This is a genomic window from Amycolatopsis sp. NPDC059021, from assembly GCF_042739895.1.
In the GTDB taxonomy this organism is placed as follows: Bacteria; Actinomycetota; Actinomycetes; order Mycobacteriales; family Pseudonocardiaceae; genus Amycolatopsis.
Genome location: NZ_JBHYIQ010000154.1, coordinates 1 through 17,332, shown reverse-complemented (window position 1 = coordinate 17,332; position 17,332 = coordinate 1). Strand labels below are relative to the sequence as shown.

General features: G+C 69.8%; 18 protein-coding genes. 14 read left to right on the top strand and 4 right to left on the bottom strand.

The window, feature by feature from the left end; translation table 11 throughout:
- Nucleotides 1-170 precede the first annotated feature (170 nt).
- Nucleotides 171-1,400, bottom strand: coding sequence for a citrate synthase 2 (locus tag ACFWX1_RS45445; RefSeq protein ID WP_378396154.1), 1,230 nt, complete (start codon nt 1,398-1,400; stop codon nt 171-173).
- 233 nt (nt 1,401-1,633) lie between these two features.
- Here ACFWX1_RS45445 and ACFWX1_RS45440 point away from each other — a divergent pair, with 233 nt between their 5' ends.
- From ACFWX1_RS45440 to ACFWX1_RS45415, 6 genes are read left to right on the top strand one after another with little or no spacing between them, the layout of a single operon-like run.
- On the top strand, nt 1,634-1,936 hold the full coding sequence (locus ACFWX1_RS45440) for an urease subunit gamma (protein ID WP_378396153.1): 303 nt from the start codon (nt 1,634-1,636) through the stop codon (nt 1,934-1,936).
- Between the two features lie 10 nt (nt 1,937-1,946).
- Nucleotides 1,947-2,252, top strand: coding sequence for an urease subunit beta (locus ACFWX1_RS45435; RefSeq protein ID WP_378396152.1), 306 nt, complete (start codon nt 1,947-1,949; stop codon nt 2,250-2,252).
- Complete coding sequence (locus ACFWX1_RS45430; RefSeq protein ID WP_378396151.1) at nt 2,252-3,970, top strand: urease subunit alpha; 1,719 nt, start codon at nt 2,252-2,254, stop codon at nt 3,968-3,970. The genes ACFWX1_RS45435 and ACFWX1_RS45430 overlap by 1 nt, the downstream gene beginning before the upstream one ends.
- A gap of 14 nt (nt 3,971-3,984) precedes the next feature.
- Nucleotides 3,985-4,671, top strand: coding sequence for an urease accessory protein UreF (locus tag ACFWX1_RS45425; RefSeq protein WP_378396150.1), 687 nt, complete (start codon nt 3,985-3,987; stop codon nt 4,669-4,671).
- Nucleotides 4,661-5,374: an urease accessory protein UreG gene (gene ureG, locus ACFWX1_RS45420; protein ID WP_378396149.1), complete on the top strand. Its 714-nt coding sequence runs from the start codon at nt 4,661-4,663 to the stop codon at nt 5,372-5,374. Before ACFWX1_RS45425 ends, ureG begins: the two co-directional genes overlap by 11 nt.
- On the top strand, nt 5,371-6,075 hold the full coding sequence (locus ACFWX1_RS45415; protein ID WP_378396148.1) for an urease accessory protein UreD: 705 nt from the start codon (nt 5,371-5,373) through the stop codon (nt 6,073-6,075). The genes ureG and ACFWX1_RS45415 overlap by 4 nt, the downstream gene beginning before the upstream one ends.
- Nucleotides 6,076-6,124: 49 nt before the next feature.
- Here the strand turns inward: ACFWX1_RS45415 and ACFWX1_RS45410 are convergent, their stop codons facing one another.
- Nucleotides 6,125-7,246, bottom strand: coding sequence for a lipase family protein (locus ACFWX1_RS45410; protein WP_378396147.1), 1,122 nt, complete (start codon nt 7,244-7,246; stop codon nt 6,125-6,127).
- A gap of 90 nt (nt 7,247-7,336) precedes the next feature.
- On the opposite strand from ACFWX1_RS45410, the gene ACFWX1_RS45405 reads away from it, so the two are divergent.
- Nucleotides 7,337-7,957, top strand: a complete 621-nt coding sequence (locus ACFWX1_RS45405) for a TetR/AcrR family transcriptional regulator (protein ID WP_378396146.1) — start codon at nt 7,337-7,339, stop codon at nt 7,955-7,957.
- Nucleotides 7,958-7,977: 20 nt separating this feature from the next.
- On the opposite strand, the gene ACFWX1_RS45400 is transcribed toward ACFWX1_RS45405, so the two are convergent.
- A complete protein-coding gene (locus ACFWX1_RS45400) occupies nt 7,978-8,922 on the bottom strand; it encodes a LysR family transcriptional regulator (RefSeq protein WP_378396145.1) in 945 nt (314 codons plus the stop codon).
- A 112-nt stretch (nt 8,923-9,034) separates the two neighbouring features.
- Between ACFWX1_RS45400 and ACFWX1_RS45395 the strand changes: the two genes are divergently transcribed.
- Both ACFWX1_RS45395 and ACFWX1_RS45390 read left to right on the top strand, forming a co-directional pair.
- Complete coding sequence (locus ACFWX1_RS45395; RefSeq protein ID WP_378396144.1) at nt 9,035-9,928, top strand: NAD(P)H-binding protein; 894 nt, start codon at nt 9,035-9,037, stop codon at nt 9,926-9,928.
- A gap of 35 nt (nt 9,929-9,963) precedes the next feature.
- A complete protein-coding gene (locus tag ACFWX1_RS45390; RefSeq protein ID WP_378396143.1) occupies nt 9,964-10,329 on the top strand; it encodes a darcynin family protein in 366 nt (121 codons plus the stop codon).
- Between the two features lie 96 nt (nt 10,330-10,425).
- Here ACFWX1_RS45390 and ACFWX1_RS45385 read toward each other — a convergent pair whose 3' ends face one another.
- On the bottom strand, nt 10,426-12,105 hold the full coding sequence (locus ACFWX1_RS45385; protein WP_378396142.1) for a purine-cytosine permease family protein: 1,680 nt from the start codon (nt 12,103-12,105) through the stop codon (nt 10,426-10,428).
- 242 nt (nt 12,106-12,347) lie between these two features.
- On the opposite strand from ACFWX1_RS45385, the gene pdxH reads away from it, so the two are divergent.
- From pdxH to ACFWX1_RS45360, 5 genes are all read left to right on the top strand, one after another.
- A complete protein-coding gene (pdxH, locus tag ACFWX1_RS45380; RefSeq protein ID WP_378396141.1) occupies nt 12,348-13,028 on the top strand; it encodes a pyridoxamine 5'-phosphate oxidase in 681 nt (226 codons plus the stop codon).
- A gap of 160 nt (nt 13,029-13,188) precedes the next feature.
- Nucleotides 13,189-14,454 (top strand): MFS transporter, encoded by a 1,266-nt coding sequence (locus ACFWX1_RS45375; RefSeq protein ID WP_378396155.1) that lies wholly within the window; start codon nt 13,189-13,191, stop codon nt 14,452-14,454.
- 28 nt (nt 14,455-14,482) lie between these two features.
- The gene (locus tag ACFWX1_RS45370) at nt 14,483-15,031 is read left to right on the top strand and encodes a DUF3558 domain-containing protein (RefSeq protein ID WP_378396140.1); all 549 of its coding nucleotides are present in this window, start codon (nt 14,483-14,485) and stop codon (nt 15,029-15,031) included.
- Between the two features lie 59 nt (nt 15,032-15,090).
- Nucleotides 15,091-16,440, top strand: coding sequence for an APC family permease (locus ACFWX1_RS45365; protein ID WP_378396139.1), 1,350 nt, complete (start codon nt 15,091-15,093; stop codon nt 16,438-16,440).
- Between the two features lie 28 nt (nt 16,441-16,468).
- Nucleotides 16,469-17,284 (top strand): alpha/beta fold hydrolase, encoded by an 816-nt coding sequence (locus tag ACFWX1_RS45360; RefSeq protein WP_378396138.1) that lies wholly within the window; start codon nt 16,469-16,471, stop codon nt 17,282-17,284.
- Nucleotides 17,285-17,332: the final 48 nt, after the last annotated feature.

Below are 17,332 nucleotides of genomic sequence, written 5' to 3'. Positions count from 1 at the left end.
GGGTAGTCCGAGGGACGCCCTGGGTGCATCCACCGCACCCAGGGACGCCCTTGTCACACCCCAGACCAGCGCACCCCAGGCGCCCTACAACACAACCGGCAACACACACGGCCCCAGAACCCTTACTGAGAAAACCTCGATGTGGCATTGGGGCGCTCGGGCCGCGGACCTCAGTGGCCGATCGACGCCCAGCCCTCGACCTCTTCCGGGCGACGCGGGCCGGGGCCGATGTACTTGGCCGACGGGCGCACGAGCCGTCCGGTCCGCTTCTGCTCCAGGATGTGCGCGGCCCAGCCCGCGGTACGGGCCGAGCTGAACATCGCGGGCATCATGTGCGGCGGCACCTGGGCGAAGTCCAGGATGACCGCGGCCCAGAACTCGACGTTGGTCTCGATCGGGTGATCCGGGCGCCGGTCGCGCAGCTCGGCGAGCGCGGCCTGCTCGAGTGCCGCGGCGACCTCGTACCGCTCGGCGCCGAGCTCCTGGCAGGTCCGCCGCAGCACGCGGGCCCGCGGGTCCTCCGCGCGGTACACGCGGTGCCCGAAGCCCATCAGCCGCTCCTTGCGGTCGAGGATGCCCTTGACCAGACCGACCGCGTCGCCGGTCTTCTCGACCTCGGCGATCATCGGCAGCACCCGGGCCGGCGCGCCGCCGTGCAGCGGGCCCGACATCGCGCCGATCGCGCCGGACATCGCCGCGGCGACGTCCGCCCCGGTGGAGGCGATGACGCGCGCGGTGAACGTCGAGGCGTTCAGGCCGTGCTCCGCGGCCGAGACCCAGTAGGCGTCCAGCGCCTTGACGTGCGCGGGGTCGGGCTCGCCGCGCCAGCGGATCAGGAAGCGCTCGGTGATCGACTTCGCCTCGTCGACCCGGTCCTGCGGGACGGCGGGCTGCCCTATGCCGCGCGCGGACTGCGCGACGTAGGACAGCGCCATGACCGACGCGCGGGCGAGCTGGTCGCGGGCCTGTTCGTCGGTGATGTCCAGCAGCGGCTGGTAGCCCCAGATCGGCGCGAGCATCGCGAGCGCGGCCTGGACGTCGACGCGGACGTCCCCGGTGTGCACCGGAAGGGGGAACGGTTCGGCGGGCGGGAGGCCGTGGCCGAACCGGCCGTCGACGAGAAGGCCCCAGACGTCACCGAAGGTCACCTTGCCGGCGAGGTCTTCGATGTCGACGCCGCGGTAGCGCAGCGCACCGCCGTCCCGGTCGGGTTCGGCGATCTCGGTGTGGAAGGCGACGACGCCCTCCAGGCCAGGACGGAAGCCGTCGTCGGGTTGTCCGGACGGCTGTGGCTTGCTGATCGTGGATGTCACTTTCGCGAAACCTTTCGGTGCGCAATTTCCCCGGCTAGGTGTTCTCGATCGCGCAGACGGGATACACGCAGCGAACGCGCGCCTCATCGCACGGATGGACAAACTTTCCTCCTCCGGCCGACGACTGGCAATCGAAAGAAGCGGTGGTTTCGGTCACGATTACGAGAACGATTCAGTCCTGGTAGGGGTCTCATCCGAAAACCTTTCACTTCGGGGTGTGACATCGCCGTGCACGAGCGGTGGCCGGCACGCTGCGTGCCACGTAAATCCTGTGTTGCCGAAACCGGCGCCGCGGGGTGCCGGGTGATAGACCTGAGGGCATGCATCTGAGCCCGCAGGAGCGCGACAAGCTCCTGATCCACGTAGCGGCGGACGTAGCACGCAAACGTTTGCAACGTGGGGTTTTGCTCAATTACCCCGAATCGGTCGCGTTGATCACCGAGCACGTGCTGGAGGGGGCGCGCGACGGCCGCACGGTCAGCGAACTGGTCGCGAGTGGACGGACGGTGCTCTCCCGGGCGCAGGTGCTCGACGGGGTGCCCGAAATGGTCGACTCCGTTCAGGTGGAGGCCACCTTCCCGGACGGGACGAAGCTCGTCACCGTGCACGATCCGATCGTCTGAAGGGGAACCAGTGCGTCCAGGCGAGATCATCCCCGGCGCCGAGCCGGTCGAGCTGAACCCCGGCCGCGCCAGGGTGCGGCTGTTCGTGCGCAACGTCGGCGACCGGCCGGTGCAGGTCGGCTCGCACTACCACTTCGCGGCGGTCAACCCCGGCCTCGAGTTCGACCGCGAGGCCGCGCGCGGGCACCGTCTCGACGTCCCGGCCGGCACGTCCGTCCGCTTCGAACCGGGTGTCGAACGCGAGGTCGATCTCGTCCCGCTCGCCGGGAACCGGCGCGTGCCGGGCCTGCGGTCCGAATTCTCCGGGGAGTTCTGATGACCTCGATCGATCGTGAGCGGTACGCCGAGCTGTTCGGCCCGACCGTCGGCGACCGCGTCCGGCTCGCCGACACCGACCTGCTGATCGAGATCACCGAGGATCGCAGCCGTGGCGCGGGCAGCGGCGACGAGGTGCTCTTCGGTGGCGGCAAGGTGATCCGCGAGTCGATGGGCCAGGGCATGGCGACCCGTGCCGAGGGCGCGCCGGACCTGGTCATCACCGGCGCGGTGATCCTCGACCACTGGGGTGTGGTCAAGGCCGACGTCGGGGTGCGGGACGGCCGGATCGTGGGGATCGGCAAGGCGGGCAATCCGGACACCATGGACGGTGTCGATCCGGCGCTGGTGATCGGCCCGTCCACCGAGGTGCTCTCGGGCAACGGGAAGATCCTCACCGCGGGCGGGATCGACTGCCACGTCCACTTCATCTGCCCGCAGCTGGTCGACACCGCGCTCGCCGCCGGACTGACCACTTTGGTCGGTGGCGGCACCGGGCCCGCCGAGGGCACCAAGGCCACCACGGTCACGCCCGGCGCGTGGAATCTCGGCCGGATGCTGTCCGCAATGGACGGATACCCGGTCAACGTCCTCTTGCTGGGCAAGGGGAACACCGTCCGGCCCGAGGCGCTGCGCGAGCAGCTCGCCGCCGGGGCGGGCGGGTTCAAGCTGCACGAGGACTGGGGCTCGACGCCCGCCGCGATCGACGCATGCCTGACCGTTGCCGACGAATCCGGCGTGCAGGTCGCGATCCACACCGACACGCTCAACGAGGCCGGGTTCCTGGAGTCCACTGTGGACGCCATCGGTGGCCGGTCGATCAACGCGTACCACACCGAGGGCGCGGGCGGCGGGCACGCGCCGGACATCATCCAGGTCGTCGGCCTGCCGCACATCCTGCCGTCCTCGACCAACCCGACCCGGCCGCACACCGCGAACACGCTCGACGAGCACCTCGACATGCTCATGGTGTGCCACCACCTCAACCCGTCCGTGCCCGAGGATCTGGCGTTCGCCGAAAGCCGGATCCGGCCGACGACGATCGCCGCCGAGGACGTGCTCCACGACTTGGGCGCGATCTCGATGATGAGCTCGGACGCCCAGGCGATGGGCCGGATCGGCGAGGTGATCATCCGGACCTGGCAGACCGCGCACGTGATGAAGGGCCGTCGCGGCGCGCTGCCCGGCGACGGCGCCGCCGACAACCTGCGGGCACGTCGCTATGTCGCCAAATACACGATCAACCCGGCCATCGCGCACGGGATGGAGACGGAGATCGGCTCGGTCGAGGTGGGCAAGCTCGCCGATCTGGTGCTGTGGGAGCCGAAGTTCTTCGGTGTCCGCCCGCATGTGGTGCTGAAGGGCGGGTTCATCGCGTGGGCCGCGATGGGCGACGCGAACGCGTCCATCCCGACGCCGCAGCCGGTGCTCGCGCGGCCCATGTTCGGCGCGGTGCCTTCGGTGGCGGCGGCGAGCAGTGTCCACTTCGTCGCGCCCGAGGCGTTGGAAAGCGCTGTCGCGGACAAGTTCGGCATCACCCGCAGGCTCGCGCCGGTGTCGAACATGCGACGGCGGACCAAGGCGGACATGGTGCTCAACGACGCGACGCCGGACGTCCGGGTCGATCCGGACAGCTTCGCGGTGCATGTGGGCGGTGACCTGATCGAACCCCAGCCGGTGGCGGAACTGCCGATGGCACAACGGTACTTCCTGTTCTGACGGAGCTTCTTCTGATGAACCTCGCCGCGCTCATCCTCGCCGACTCCCGCTTTCCCGGCGGCGGTCACGTCCACTCGGGCGGGCTGGAGGAGACCATCACACGCAAGCTGATCACCCACGAACGGGATCTGCCGGGATTCCTGAGTGGACGGTTGCGCACGGCTGGTCTGCTGGCGGCGGTCTTCGCCGCCGCGTCGGCGCACGCCGCCACTCGCGGTGTCCACAAGGGACATTGGCTGCGATTGGACGCCGAGCTGGACGCGCGGACGCCGTCGCTCGCGCAGCGGGAGGCGTCGCGGGCGCAGGGCAGGGGAACGGCACGTGCGGGCCGGGTCGCCTGGCCGTCGCCGGTGCTGTCGGCCTTGCTCGCCGAGACACCGAGGCCGCATCACCCCGTGGTGCTCGGCGCGCTCGTCGGCGTCGCGGGTGGTTCGCCGTTCGACGCCGCGATGGCCGTGGCGTACCTCGCGATCAGCGGCCCGGCGAGCGCGGCCGTGCGGCTGCTGGGGCTGGATCCGTTCGCGGTCAACGCCGTCGTCGCGCGGCTCGCGGCCGAAGTCCGGGACGTCTCGTCGCGAGCGGCCGCCGTCGCGGGGGACGATCCCGCGGGACTTCCCGCGCCGGGGTCTCCGGCGCTGGATCTGTTCGCCGAGGCACATGCCCGGCATCACGAGGAAGAGGTGCGTCTCTTTGCCAGCTGAGCACAGCCACGGTCATGGCCACGGGCACGTGCATCCGGTCAACTTCGACCCGACGGTCGCGGAGCCGGATCACTACGACGCCGCCCCGACGGCCGGGCGGGCGTACCGGATCGGGATCGGCGGCCCGGTCGGCAGCGGCAAGACGGCGCTGACCGCCGCGCTGTGCCGCGCGCTCGGCGACGAGCTGAACCTCGCGGTGGTCACCAACGACATCTACACCACCGAGGACGCCGACTTCCTGCGCCGGGCCGGGGTGCTCGACCCGGCGCGGATCGAGGCGGTGCAGACCGGCGCGTGCCCGCACACCGCGATCCGGGACGACATCACCGCGAACCTCGACGCCGTCGAGCGGCTCGAGGAGAAGTTTCCCGGGCTGGACCTGGTGATCATCGAGAGCGGCGGCGACAACCTGACCGCGGTGTTCAGCCGGGGGCTTGCGGACAGCCAGGTGTTCGTCGTCGACGTCGCGGGCGGGGACAAGGTGCCGCGCAAGGGCGGCCCCGGTGTCACGACCGCCGATCTGCTGGTGATCAACAAGATCGACATCGCGCATCTCGTCGGCGCGGACATGGGCGTGATGACGTCCGACGCGCACCGGATGCGCGGCGAGCTGCCGGTGATCACCCAGTCGCTTGTGGACACTCCGGACGCGCCGGCGGTCGCGGACTGGGTCCGTTCGCTCGTGCCGGTCCGCGCGGGGTGAAAGCGCACGCCCGGCTGGTCGCCTGCCGCGACGGGGAACGCACGGTGCTGCGTGAACTGTGTTCCGTCGCGCCGCTCATGCTGTATCCACGGCGGGGTTCCGGCGCCGCGGCGGTCGTCCACCTGGTCAACTCGGCGACGTCCCCGTTGGGCGGCGACGAGCTGACGCTCACCGTGTACGTCGGTCCTGGCGCGGTGCTCCGGCTTTCCGGGGTCGCCGCGACGCTCGCGTTGCCCGGCCTGCACGGCGAGCGGAGTCACTCCACTGTGGACGTCGAGGTGGCAGAGGATGGCTCGCTGGAGTACCTGCCCGAGCCGACGGTCGTCACCGCGCGGGCGCGGCACACCGCGGTGCTGCGCGCGTCGGTCGCGTCCGGTGCGTATTTCCACACCCGTGAGGTGCTGGTGCTCGGCCGTGCGGGGGAACGTCCTGGCGAGCTGACGACGTCGCAGCACGTGACGCGGGGCGCGGTGCCGGTGCTGCGGCAGACCCTGACCATCGGTGATTCCACTTTGGACAGCAGCCTGGCGCAGCTGGCGGGGAACCGGGTGCTCGCGACGGATCTCGTCGTCGGCGGCCCCGAGCTCCCCGCCGCGTCGGGTGAGTGGTGGTCCCGCAGCCCCCTCGCCGCGGGCGGCACCCTCACCACGTCACTGGCCCCCGACGCCGTCACCGCCCTGCGCCCGTTCCAAGGTCTCTGAAGGCCACCATGAGGGCGTCAGGGTCCCTCATGGTGGCCTTCAGAGAACGTCAGAACTTGGTGCCCAGCCAGGTCATCGCGACGGGGCCGCCGACGGAGACGCCGCCGATGTGTTCCAGCAGCGGGAATTCCTGCCAGGTGACGTTGGCGCCGAGCGCCTTGTAGCGGTCACGCAGGCCGGTGCCGATCGAGAGCGGGATCAGCTCGTCGGCCGACGCGTGGTACAGGAACACCGGGGCCTTCGGCTTGACGCGGCCGAGGTAGTTCTGGTCGAGCCGGGCCTGCCAGCGCGGGTCGGCGGCCGGATCGGGCACCGTGGTGTAGTCGGACAGACGCCCGAACGGCGCCGCGAGCGCGAGCTGGACGGTGCACATCTCCTTGACCTTCGGCACGAGAGCCTTGCCGCGGGCGTTGAGGATGTCGTTGAACGGCAGCTCCGGATACGCCGCGGCGTATCCGGTCGCGGCGCCGAGCACGAGGCTGAAACCGGCGTTGCCGTCGTTGAACTTCATGACCTGCTTGAGATCCGCGGGCACCCCGCCCTCGGCGACGCCGACGACGTTGAGGTCCGGCGCGTACGTGGCCTGGAGTTCACCGGCGGCCGCGGCGGCCTGGCCGCCCTGCGAGTAGCCGAAGACACCGACCGGCCCGGACCGCGAAAGCCCGGCCCCTGGCACGCGCGCGGCCGCGCGGGCCGCGTCGAGCACGGCCCGGCCTTCGGACTGCGCGACGGCATAGGTGTGATCGCCGGGGGTGCCGAGGCCCTCGTAGTCGGTCAGGACCACGGCCCAGCCTTGGGAAAGCGCCTGCCCGATGAGGGCGACCTCGTTCTCGATGCCGTTGGCGAGCAGGTTCGACGGCGCGCACTGGTCGCCGAGCCCGTGGGTCCCGACGGCATAGCTGACCAGGGGACGCGGGCCTTTCGTCCACGGCACGGGCGGGACGAGCAGGGTGCCGGAGACGGCGTTGGCGGCGCCGGTCGCCGAGGTCGAGCGGTAGAGCAGGTGCCAGGCCTGCACGGGCGCCGGGAAGACGGCGACCTTGACGGTGACGGGGCGCTGTTCGAGGAGGTCGCCGGGCGCGGACGCGGTCTCGGCGCGAGCGGCGGGCGCGGCCACGAGCACGGCGGTGAGGACGGTACTGAGGACGGAAACCAGGACCCGGCGAAGCATCGTTGCCTCCGGTATTTTGGTAATCAGGATTTTCACAAAGTAGGCCCATGGCTACGATCTGGCAATACCGGAGAGCGGGGAGGGGGAGGGATGGCCCGGAACTACGGCGGTGTGACGCCGGAACGACGCCGCGCCGAGCGTCGTGAGCGGCTGCTGACCGCGGCGCTGGAGCTGTTCACCTCGACCGGGTTCCGGCAGGCCAAGATCGCCGACCTCTGCACCAGGGCGGGAGTGTCCACTCGCAACTTCTACGAGGAGTTCGGTGGCAAGGAGGAAGTGCTCCGCACGCTGCACGACCACATCAACAGCCTCGCCATGACACACGTGACCGCCGCGCTCGACCGGGTCGAGGGCGTGGACGCCGTCGAGCGGATCTCGACACTGCTCGACGTCTTCGTGGCGACCGTGACGGCGGATCCGCGGATGCCGCGGCTGAACTACGTCGAGGCGGTCGGGGTCAGCGCCGAACTGGAGGTGCAGCACCAGGTGTGGGTCGACCGGTGGGCGACCTTCATCGAGCAGGAGGCGCTGCGTGCCGCGCGGGACGGCGCGGCGCCACGCCGTGATTACCGGCTGACGGCGATCGCGCTGGTCGGCGCGGCGACCGGGTTGCTGCGGGAGTGGCAGGCGCACGATCCGCCGCTGCCGGTGGCCGACGTCTCCGCCGAACTCCGCGCCATGATGCTGTCGGCGATCCTGCGCCCGGCCTAGCGCTGGAGCCGTTCGACACGTCAGGCAGCAGGCGTTTCCGGTGCGCGGAGCGTCCGGCGGACGGCGTCGCGAAGCCAGCGGTGGGCCCCGTCGGCGGCCTGGCGGGGATGCCAGGCCATGCCGATGGTCACGTGCGGCAGCGGCACGGGGATATCGAGGAGCCGCAGGCCGAGTGCGGTGGCGTCGGCGGTGAGGGGTGAGGGCTTCGCGCCGGGGAGCGCCGCGGGGACCAGGCAGACGACGTCGCTGCGGGCGGCAAGTGCCATCGCGGCCAGATGACTGGGGAGGACGACAGCGACCCGCCGGCGCAGGTCGTGCTCGGCCAGCGCGGTGTCGAGGGGACCGCTGAAGCGGCCGCGGCGGCTGACCGCGACATGGTCGGCGGCGGCGAGCCGGGCCGGGGTCAGGGGTTCCTCGGTCAGGGGATGATCGGGCCGGACGGCCGCCACCATTCGCAGCGTGAGCAGCTTTTCGACCTGGGTCTCGGGATCGACGTGGTCGATGGAGCCGATCTCCAGGTCGATCCGGCCGTCGCGCAGCGCCGACCCGGCCTCCAGTTCCTCGGCCCGGAACCGCAACGAGATCCCTGGCGCCTCTCGCCGGGTGAGGCGCAGCAGGCCGGAGGCCAGCGCGACGCCGACCAGGTCGGCGGCCTGGAGGGTGAAGGTGGCGCGCAGGGCGGCGGGGTCGACGACGGCGCCGGGGGTGAGCAGTGCGCCCAGACCGCGTACCACCTCGGCGGCCTCGTCGCGCAGGGCCTGGGCGCGCGGCGTGGGGACCATGGTCTGCCCGGCCCGGACCAGGAGGGGGTCCTGGAGGACGCGGCGCAGCCGGGCGAGGGTGCGGCTCATGGCGGCCGGGGAGGTACGCAGGCGGGCGGCGGCGCGCGTGACGCTCTGCTCGGTCAGCAGGGCGTCGAGCGCGACGGCGAGATTGGCGTCGATCACCGGATCGGAGCTGTTCACCAGGGTAATTCCATTTCAGGCAATGATTGCGTGCTGAAGTTCCCATTGTGGCATTGCGGTGGTTGTCCGCAGGATCGATGGCGTACCGACCGGAACGACCTACGAGGTTTTCATGATCGTCATCACTGCTCCCACCGGGAACATCGGCCGCCACCTGCTGCCCCTGCTGCTGGAGGCCGCCCCCGCCCGCGGCGAGGAACTGCGGGTGATCACCCGCGACCCCGCCCGGCTCCCTGACGCGGTGCGCGAACGCGTCGAGGTGATCACTGGATCGCATGGCGACACCGAGGTCGTCGACAGAGCGTTCGAGGGCGCGGACGCGGTCTTCTGGCTCGTCCCGCCGGACTCGTCGCTGACCCCGGTGGACGGCTGGACCGGCTTCACCCGCCCCGCCGCGAAGGCGCTCACCGCCCACGGCGTTGGGCACGTCGTCGGCGTCTCCGCACTCGGCCGCGACAATCCGGTCGCCGACCGCGCCGGACTCGTCACCGCCTCCCACGCGATGGACGACCTCATCGCGGAAACCGGCGTCGCCTACCGGGCTCTGGCCAACCCCTCCTTCTTCGAAAACCTCCTGGAGGAGGTCGATTCGATCCGCGAGAAGGGCGTTTTCGTGGACGTCGTCGCCGCCGACCGCAAAGCGCCTCTCGTCGCCGTCGCCGATATCGCCGCCGTCGCTGCCCGCCTGCTGCTCGACCGCTCGTGGACCGGCGTCGAGGACGTCCCGGTTCTCGGGCCGGAGGACCTGTCCCCCAACGATCTGGCCCGCATCATGACCGAGCAGCTGGGCCGCCCCGTGCGCTACGAGCGTGAACCGATCGAGGACATGCGCACCACGCTCATCGGCTACGGCCTCAACGAAGAGTTCGTCCAGGGCATCGCCGACATGAAGCAAGCCAAGGACGACGGCCTCGACGCCGGTGTCACCCGTACCGCGGACACCGCTTCACCCACCACTTTCGAGCAGTGGTGCGCCGAAACCCTCAAGCCCGCCGTCCTGTCCTGACCCACAGCCGCCGCAGCACCGGAAAAGGATCCGCCATGCCCACCGAGGAAGCCGAAGCACCGGTAACCGCTTTCATGCTCGTCAAGACGACGCCCGAATGGCTTGCCATGAGCGTCCAGGAACGCGCGAACGCCTTCACCACGCAGGTCGTCCCCGCGATCGAAGCGAAAACCACCGGCGTCCGGTCGCGCTTCTACGACACCGAGTTCTACTCCGCACGCGTCACCGACGTCTGGGTTTGGGAGGCGGACGATCACCACGCCTACCAGCTCCTCATCGACGCTCTGCGAGAAACTCCCTTCTGGGACCGCTACTTCGAGGTCGTCGACCTGCTCGTCGGCACCGAAAACGGCTACGCCCGCAACTACGGCCTCGACCCCCTGGCCACCATCACCACCTGATACACCGGCCCGCCTCTCTCCACCCGGGCCATCGCCGTCAAGGCCACCTTGCAGGCGTCTGACGCCCGCAAGGTGGCCTTGACGGCATTCGGCGGGTTACGTTGCCGGGCGGGCGGTGGGCATCGGGAGAGGGACGGGGCCGGTGGTCTGGCACACGTCGTGGCAGGAGTTGTCGAGGGTGCAGCACAGCGAGCAGATCGGCCCCTGCCGTTTCGCGCAGTCCGCGATGTCCGGCAGCTCGTACGGGTCACCGCATTCCGAGCAGGTGTGCGTGGCGCGGAGGTCCGCCGTGACGTCCGGGCCCGCCACGGTGTTCGGCCTCGCCAGGTAGTACTTGCCCTTCGTGAGGATCGCGAGCGCGGGCACGAGGACGAGCGCGATGACCATCGCCAGCAGCGGGCTGAACGCCGCCAGGAACTGTCCGAACGCGCCGAAGTACGCCACGATCGAGACTGCCGACGCGATCACCATCGAGCCGAACCCGACCGGGTTGATCTTGTGCAGATAGGCCCGTTTGAACTCGATGTAGCGGGGTGAAAGCCCCAGCGGCTTCGCGATCACCAGGTCCGCGCAGACCGCGCCGATCCACGCGATCGCGACGTTGGAGTAGAAGCCGAGAATCTTGTTCAGGAATGTGAACGCGCCGAATTCCATCAGTGCCAGCGCGATCCCGCAGTTCACCAGGACGTACCAGACGCGGCCGGGGTGCCGGTGCAGCACACGGGAGAAGAAGTTCGCGAACGACAGCGAGCCGGAGTACGCGTTCGTCGTGTTGATCTTGATCTGGGAGACGACGACGAACAGTGCCGCGAACGTCAGCGCCACCGGGCCGAGCGCGGGTTTCACGGCTTCGAGGTACGGCGCGATCGGCTCCAGCGCGTGTGTCTTGCCGACGACGCCGAGGGCGAGGAACGCCAGCAGCGCGCCGCCGATCTGCTTCGCGGCGCCGAGCACGACCCAGCCGGGACCGGCCGCGAGCACCGCGCCCCACCAGGCCCGTTTGTTCGACGCCGTCTTCTCGGGCATGAATCGCAGGTAGTCGGCCTGCTCGCCGATCTGGCCGATCAGCGACAGCGCGACGCCCATGCCGAAGCCGAAGCCGATCGCGGAGAAGCCGGACCCGGCGCCCTCGGTGCCGCCGAACGACGCGAATTCGGCGAACTTGCCGGGCTCGCGGATCGCGACCACGACGAAGGGGAGCACGAGGCCCGCGATCCAGAGCGGCTGCGTCCAGGTCTGCATCTTCGCGACCGCGCCCATGCCGTAGAGCGCGAACGGCAGCACGATCAGGGTCGCGAGCAGGTATCCGATGGGCAGCGGCAGCCCGACGGCGAGTTCGAAGGCCTGCGCCATGATCGAGCCCTCGAGCGAGAAGAAGATGACGGTGAAGCTCGCGTACACCAGCGACGTCAGCGTCGATCCGAAGTAGCCGAAGCCGGCGCCTCGGGTCAGCAGGTCCATGTCCACACCGGACTTCGCGCAGGCCGACGCGATCGGGACGCCGGTCACGAAGATGACCACGGCCGCCGCGAGGATCGCGAGGACCCCGGACGTGAACCCGTAGGACAGGACGATGCTGGCGCCGATGGCGAAGTCGGCGAGGTAGGCGATGCCGCCCAGGGCGGTGGTCGCGACCACGAAGGGTGACCAGCGGCGGAACGAGTGCGCGGCGAAGCGGAGGGAGTAGTCCTCGCGGTTCTCGTTGGCCGCGAGCGGGGCGTAGCGACGGCGTGGTGGAGCAGGGGATTCCTGCTGGCCGGACAGGGTGTCGGTCATACCTGCCTCCGAGTCGGTGGGGAACGGCTGGCGGAGCAGGCCGACGGTAGATCGCTCCTTTATCGATCAGGGTCCGCGCGGTAAACCCCGCGTTACGGCTTGTCGCCCTGCGGTTACCGGGTGATGGCGGCGATGGGGTGGCAGGAGTCACCGTTCAGTGGGTTTCGCCGCAGCTCGCGAGGCAATAACGTCGGCGGATAGCCGAAGTGACAGATGCCCCGACCGGGTGTGGAGGTTTGGCGATGACGCCGGAGATCGACGACGTTGACGTAGCGGACGCCGTTGTGCGGCTGCCCGGGATGCGGGTCGCCTACGACGGGCGCCCGTTCGACGAGTCCGCGCTGGCGGCGACCTGGACCGATCAGCTGCAGGCCTGGCTGAACGACGCCGACTCGGCGGGCATCCCCGAACCCAACGCGATGGTGCTGGCGACAGCGGACAGTGAGGGCCGTCCGTCCTCCCGCACGGTCCTGTGCAAGGGGCTCGACGAGCGCGGGGTGGTGTTCTACACGAACTACACCTCGAACAAGAGCCACGACCTGATCGCGACGCGCTACGCCTCGGTCACCTTCCCCTGGTACGGCCTGCACCGGCAGGTGTCGGTACGCGGCGAGGTCGAGAAGGTCGGTCCGAAGGAGACCGCCGAGTACTGGGCGCAGCGGCCGCGTGGTTCGCAGCTGGGCGCGTGGGCGTCGCCGCAGTCCCGCGTCGTCGACGGCCGCCGCGCGCTCGACAACGCCCTGCACGGCATCGAGCGCCGCTTCGCCGACGTCGAGAACATCCCCGCGCCGCCGCACTGGGGTGGCTGGCGGATCCGCCCCGACGTCGTCGAGTTCTGGCAGGGCCGTGCCGACCGCATGCACGACCGGCTCCGCTACGTCCGCACCGACGACGGCTGGCACGTCGAACGCGTCGCCCCCTGATCTTCGTTGTTCCGTGAAGGCCTCCTTCACAGCGCTCACCGCTGTGAAGGAGGCCTTCACAGCTTTTGCCCCGGGATGGAACCCCGCGCGAGGAAAATCACCTGCGCTCAGATAGTTAGCGCAGCTAACCTGGTCGGTTGTGAGTGGTGATACGGGGACGCTGCCGCCCCGAACCGGGGTCCGCAAGCTGCTCGGCCGCATCGTCGTCGACATCCGCCCGCTGAAGATCCCGGCCTTCCGCAGGCTGTGGTCGTCCACAGTGGTCACCGCGATCGGCACGCAGCTGACCGCCGTGGCGGTGCCGAAGCAGGTCTTCGATCTGACCGGTTCGTCCGGCTATGTCGGGCTCACCGGCGCCGTCGCGCTGGTGCCGCTGCTGGTGTTCGGGCTGTGGGGCGGTGCGGTCGCGGACGCCGTCGACCGGCGCAAGCTGCTCCTCGTCACCAACGCGGGTGTTGCCGTGACCTCGGCGCTCCTGTGGCTGCAAGCGTTCGCGGGCTTCGGCTCGGTGTGGCTCGTGCTCACCCTGCTCGCGATCAACCAGGCGTTCTTCGCGATCAACATGCCCACCCGCGGCGCCGTCATCGCCCGTCTCGTCCCGCCCGAACTGCTGCCCTCGGCGAACGCGCTGAGCGCCACGATGTCCACCTTCGGCGCGGTGTTCGGGCCGCTGCTGGCCGGTGCGCTGATCCCGGTCATCGGACTGTCCACTTTGTACCTGGTCGACGTCGTCGCGCTCACCATCACGCTGTTCGCGGTCTGGCGGCTCCCGTCGATTCCCCCGCTGGGCGACCAGAAACGGCGCGCGGGCGTCAGTGACGTCATCGACGGCTTCCGTTACCTCGCGACGCAGAAGGTGCTGCTCGCGTCGTTCGTGGTCGACATCATCGCGATGGTCGCCGGAATGCCCCGCGCCCTCATTCCCGAAATGGCCGAACGCACTTTCGGCGATCCGCCCGGCGGCGGTCCCGCGCTCGGCTGGCTGTACGCGGCGATCCCGGCGGGGGCGATGCTGATCGGCCTGTTCTCCGGCTGGCTGACGCGAGTGCGCCGGCAGGGTGTCGCGGTCGTCGTCGCGATCTGCGCGTGGGGCGCCGCGGTGGCCGCGTTCGGGATCGCGCATTCGCTGTGGCTCGGCGTCGTGTTCATGGCACTGGCCGGTGCCGCGGACATGGTCAGCGCGATCTACCGGATGGCGATCCTCCAGGTCGCGACGACCGACGAAATGCGCGGACGGCTCCAGGGCGTGTTCACGGTCGTGGTCGCGGGCGGGCCGCGCATCGCCGACGTCACCCACGGATGGGCGGCCGCCGGCTTCGGCACCGCCGTCGCCGCGTCGGGTGGTGGCCTGCTGGTGATCGTCCTGGTGCTGGCCTCGATGCTGCTGCTCCCGGCGTTCTGGCGGTATCGCGCGCCGACGGCTTGATCCGTTCAGCGTAGGTACAGTGTCTGGTATGCGAACTTTCCGCGCCCTTTCCGTGCTCACCGTGGTCTGCGGGCTCGCCGCCGTCACCGTCGCCTGTTCCTCACCCGCGCCTGCCCCGCATCGCCCGCCTTCCTCGGCGCCCGCCGCGTCGAAGGCCGCGGAACTCAAGGACCCGTGCACGCTGCTGTCCGCGGAGGAGGTAGGCAAGGCGATCTCCAAACAGGGCGTGACGACGAAGGCCGGGCAGGTCGAGAACGCGGCCAACGGCGGCAAATCGCGTGCCTGCCAGTATCTCGTCGAGGGCAAACCCGCCGGTGAGCTGAAGGTGACGCAGTACGCGAGCAAGGCCAAGCCGTCCGACATGATCGCGGGGATCAAGAAGGACAAGGTCGGCGCGCAGGACGTCAGCGGCTTCTCCGACGGGGCGGTCTACTACACCGAGGGCCAGAAGACCGCGTTCCTGGTCGCCGGGAAGGTTTCCAACGGCGTGCCGACGCTGATCGACTACGCGGGCCCGACGAAGATGACCGCCGACATGATGGCCCCGCTGGTGAAGACGGCGCTCGCGGCGAACTGAGCCGTAATAGGCGCTATCGGGCTTTCCGTTCGTAGCGGGACGAGGCAGACTGTGCCCGCATGACGAACGTGCGCACGGAAGCGAAGGCGGGCGAACCGGCGCTGCGACGGGTGATGGGCCCGAAGCTGCTGCTGTTCTTCGTCGCGGGGGACATCATCGGCACCGGCGTCTACGCGCTGACAGGACAGGTCGCGGGCCGGGTCGGCGGCGCGTTGTGGCTGCCGTTCCTGCTCGCGTTCGTCGTCGCGTTCATGACGGCGTTCAGCTATCTCGAGCTGGTCGGGAAATACCCGAAGGCCGCGGGCGCGGCGCTGTACACCCACCGTGCCTTCGGGATCCCGTTCCTGACGTTCATGGTCGCGTTCGCGGTCATGTGCTCGGGGATCACGTCGGCGTCGTCGGCGGCCGTCGCGTTCGGCGCGACATACCTTGCCGCGTTCGTGAAACTGCCGACGGTGCTGGTCGCGATCGTGTTCGTCGCCGGGCTCGCGGTGATCAACTTCCGTGGCGTCGGCGAGTCGGTCAAGGCCAACGTCGTGCTCACCTGCATCGAGATCTCCGGGCTGCTGATCGTCATCGGCGTCGGTGTGTGGGCGGTGCTGAACGGCGACGGCGAGCCCTCGCGGCTGGTGCAGATCGACACCGCGGACCGGACGTGGCTGGTCGCGATCACCTCGGCGACGTCGCTGGCCTTCTTCGCGATGGTCGGTTTCGAGGACTCGGTCAACATGGCCGAGGAATGTCACGACCCGGTGCGGATCTTCCCGAAGGCGATGCTGTGGGGCATGGTCGTCGCGGCCACGATCTACGTGCTCGTCTCGATCACGTCGTCGCTGCTCGTCCCGGCAGGTGATCTGGCCGCGGCGAAGAGCGACGCCCTGCTGAAGGTGCTCGACGTCGGCGCCCCCGGCTTCCCGCGCGAGGTCTTCTCCGCGATCGGCCTGTTCGCCGTCATCAACTCGGCGCTGATCAACATGCTGATGGCGAGCCGGCTCCTGTACGGCATGGCGAACGAGGGCATCATCCCGCGCCGGTTCGGCCGGGTGCATCCCCGCCGCCGGACGCCGTGGGTGGCGATCGTCTTCACCAGCCTGATCGCGATCGGCTTGGTGTCCACTGTGGACATCAGCGTGCTCGGCGGCACGACGGCGTTGCTGCTGCTGGCGGTGTTCGCCATCGTCAACGTCGCCGTGCTGGTGCTGCGCCGCGATCGTGTGCCGCATCGCCATTTCCGGGCGCCGACGGTAATTCCGGCGCTGGCGGCGGTGTTCTGCGTGTACCTGGCGAGTCCGTTGTCCGGACGCCCCGCGCGTGACTACGTCGTCGCCGGGATCCTGCTGGCCGTCGGCCTGCTGCTGTGGGCGGTGAACTGGGCGCTGATGCGGCGCAATCGCGCGACGGTTGCGTGACGCAGCTGATCTTGGCAGGGTCGGCGTCGTGGAGCTGACCGAGGTATTCGAGTGGCGGGGGCGCCGGGTTCGCTGGGGGCGGGCGGGTTCCGGTCCGGATGTCGTTTTCTGCCATGGGACGCCGTGGTCCTCGCGGCTGTGGCGCCCCTACGCCGAGGCGCTGGCCGAGGAGTTCACCGTGCACCTGTGGGACATGCCCGGCTACGGGAGTTCCTCCAAGGACGCGGAACACCGGGTGTCCCTGGATGTCCAAAGTGAACTCTTCGCGGATCTGCTGGAACACTGGGGATTGCGGTCGCCGCACGTGGTGGCGCACGACTACGGCGGCGCGGTGTCGCTGCGGGCGCATCTGCTGCACGGCCGCGCTTACGCGTCACTGGCCCTGGTCGACGTCGTCGCGCTCGCGCCGTGGGGCTCGGACTTCTTCCGGCTGGTCAGGGAGAACGCCGACGTCTTCGCCGCGGTTCCGGAAGCCATGCACGAAGGGTTGTTGCGGGCCTACATCTCCGGTGCGAGCGATCGCGGCCTGACGCCCGAGCACCTCGAAATGCTGGTCGAGCCCTGGCGCGGTGATGAGGGACAAGCCGCCTTCTACCGCCAGATCGCGCAGGCCGATCAGGCTTACACTGACGAGGTCGAAGGTCTGTATCCGAAGGTGGATCTGCCGGTTCTTGTTGTCTGGGGCGAAAACGACACGTGGATTCCGGTGGATCGCGCGCACCGGCTGGCTTCGTTGATCCCGGACGCGCGCCTTCGCCTGATCGGCGACGCCGGTCACCTCATCCAGCTCGACCAGCCGGTCGCCCTGGCCTCGACGCTGCACCAGTGGCTGACGTCCCGCTGAACCGCCGGTCCGTGAAGGCCTCCTTCACAGCGTCCAGCGCTGTGAAGG

Bases quoted from the DNA above. Each gene is read 5' to 3' on its own strand.
- ACFWX1_RS45385 (WP_378396142.1), bottom strand. From the start codon at position 12,105: ATGACCGACACCCTGTCCGGCCAGCAGGAATCCCCTGCTCCACCACGC.
- ACFWX1_RS45430 (WP_378396151.1), top strand. From the start codon at position 2,252: ATGACCTCGATCGATCGTGAGCGGTACGCCGAGCTGTTCGGCCCGACC.
- ACFWX1_RS45445 (WP_378396154.1), bottom strand. From the start codon at position 1,400: ATGAGGCGCGCGTTCGCTGCGTGTATCCCGTCTGCGCGATCGAGAACA.
- ACFWX1_RS45395 (WP_378396144.1), top strand. From the start codon at position 9,035: ATGATCGTCATCACTGCTCCCACCGGGAACATCGGCCGCCACCTGCTG.
- ACFWX1_RS45405 (WP_378396146.1), top strand. From the start codon at position 7,337: ATGGCCCGGAACTACGGCGGTGTGACGCCGGAACGACGCCGCGCCGAG.
- ACFWX1_RS45440 (WP_378396153.1), top strand. From the start codon at position 1,634: ATGCATCTGAGCCCGCAGGAGCGCGACAAGCTCCTGATCCACGTAGCG.
- ACFWX1_RS45370 (WP_378396140.1), top strand. From the start codon at position 14,483: ATGCGAACTTTCCGCGCCCTTTCCGTGCTCACCGTGGTCTGCGGGCTC.
- ACFWX1_RS45390 (WP_378396143.1), top strand. From the start codon at position 9,964: ATGCCCACCGAGGAAGCCGAAGCACCGGTAACCGCTTTCATGCTCGTC.
- ACFWX1_RS45410 (WP_378396147.1), bottom strand. From the start codon at position 7,246: ATGCTTCGCCGGGTCCTGGTTTCCGTCCTCAGTACCGTCCTCACCGCC.
- ACFWX1_RS45365 (WP_378396139.1), top strand. From the start codon at position 15,091: ATGACGAACGTGCGCACGGAAGCGAAGGCGGGCGAACCGGCGCTGCGA.
- pdxH (WP_378396141.1), top strand. From the start codon at position 12,348: ATGACGCCGGAGATCGACGACGTTGACGTAGCGGACGCCGTTGTGCGG.
- ACFWX1_RS45425 (WP_378396150.1), top strand. From the start codon at position 3,985: ATGAACCTCGCCGCGCTCATCCTCGCCGACTCCCGCTTTCCCGGCGGC.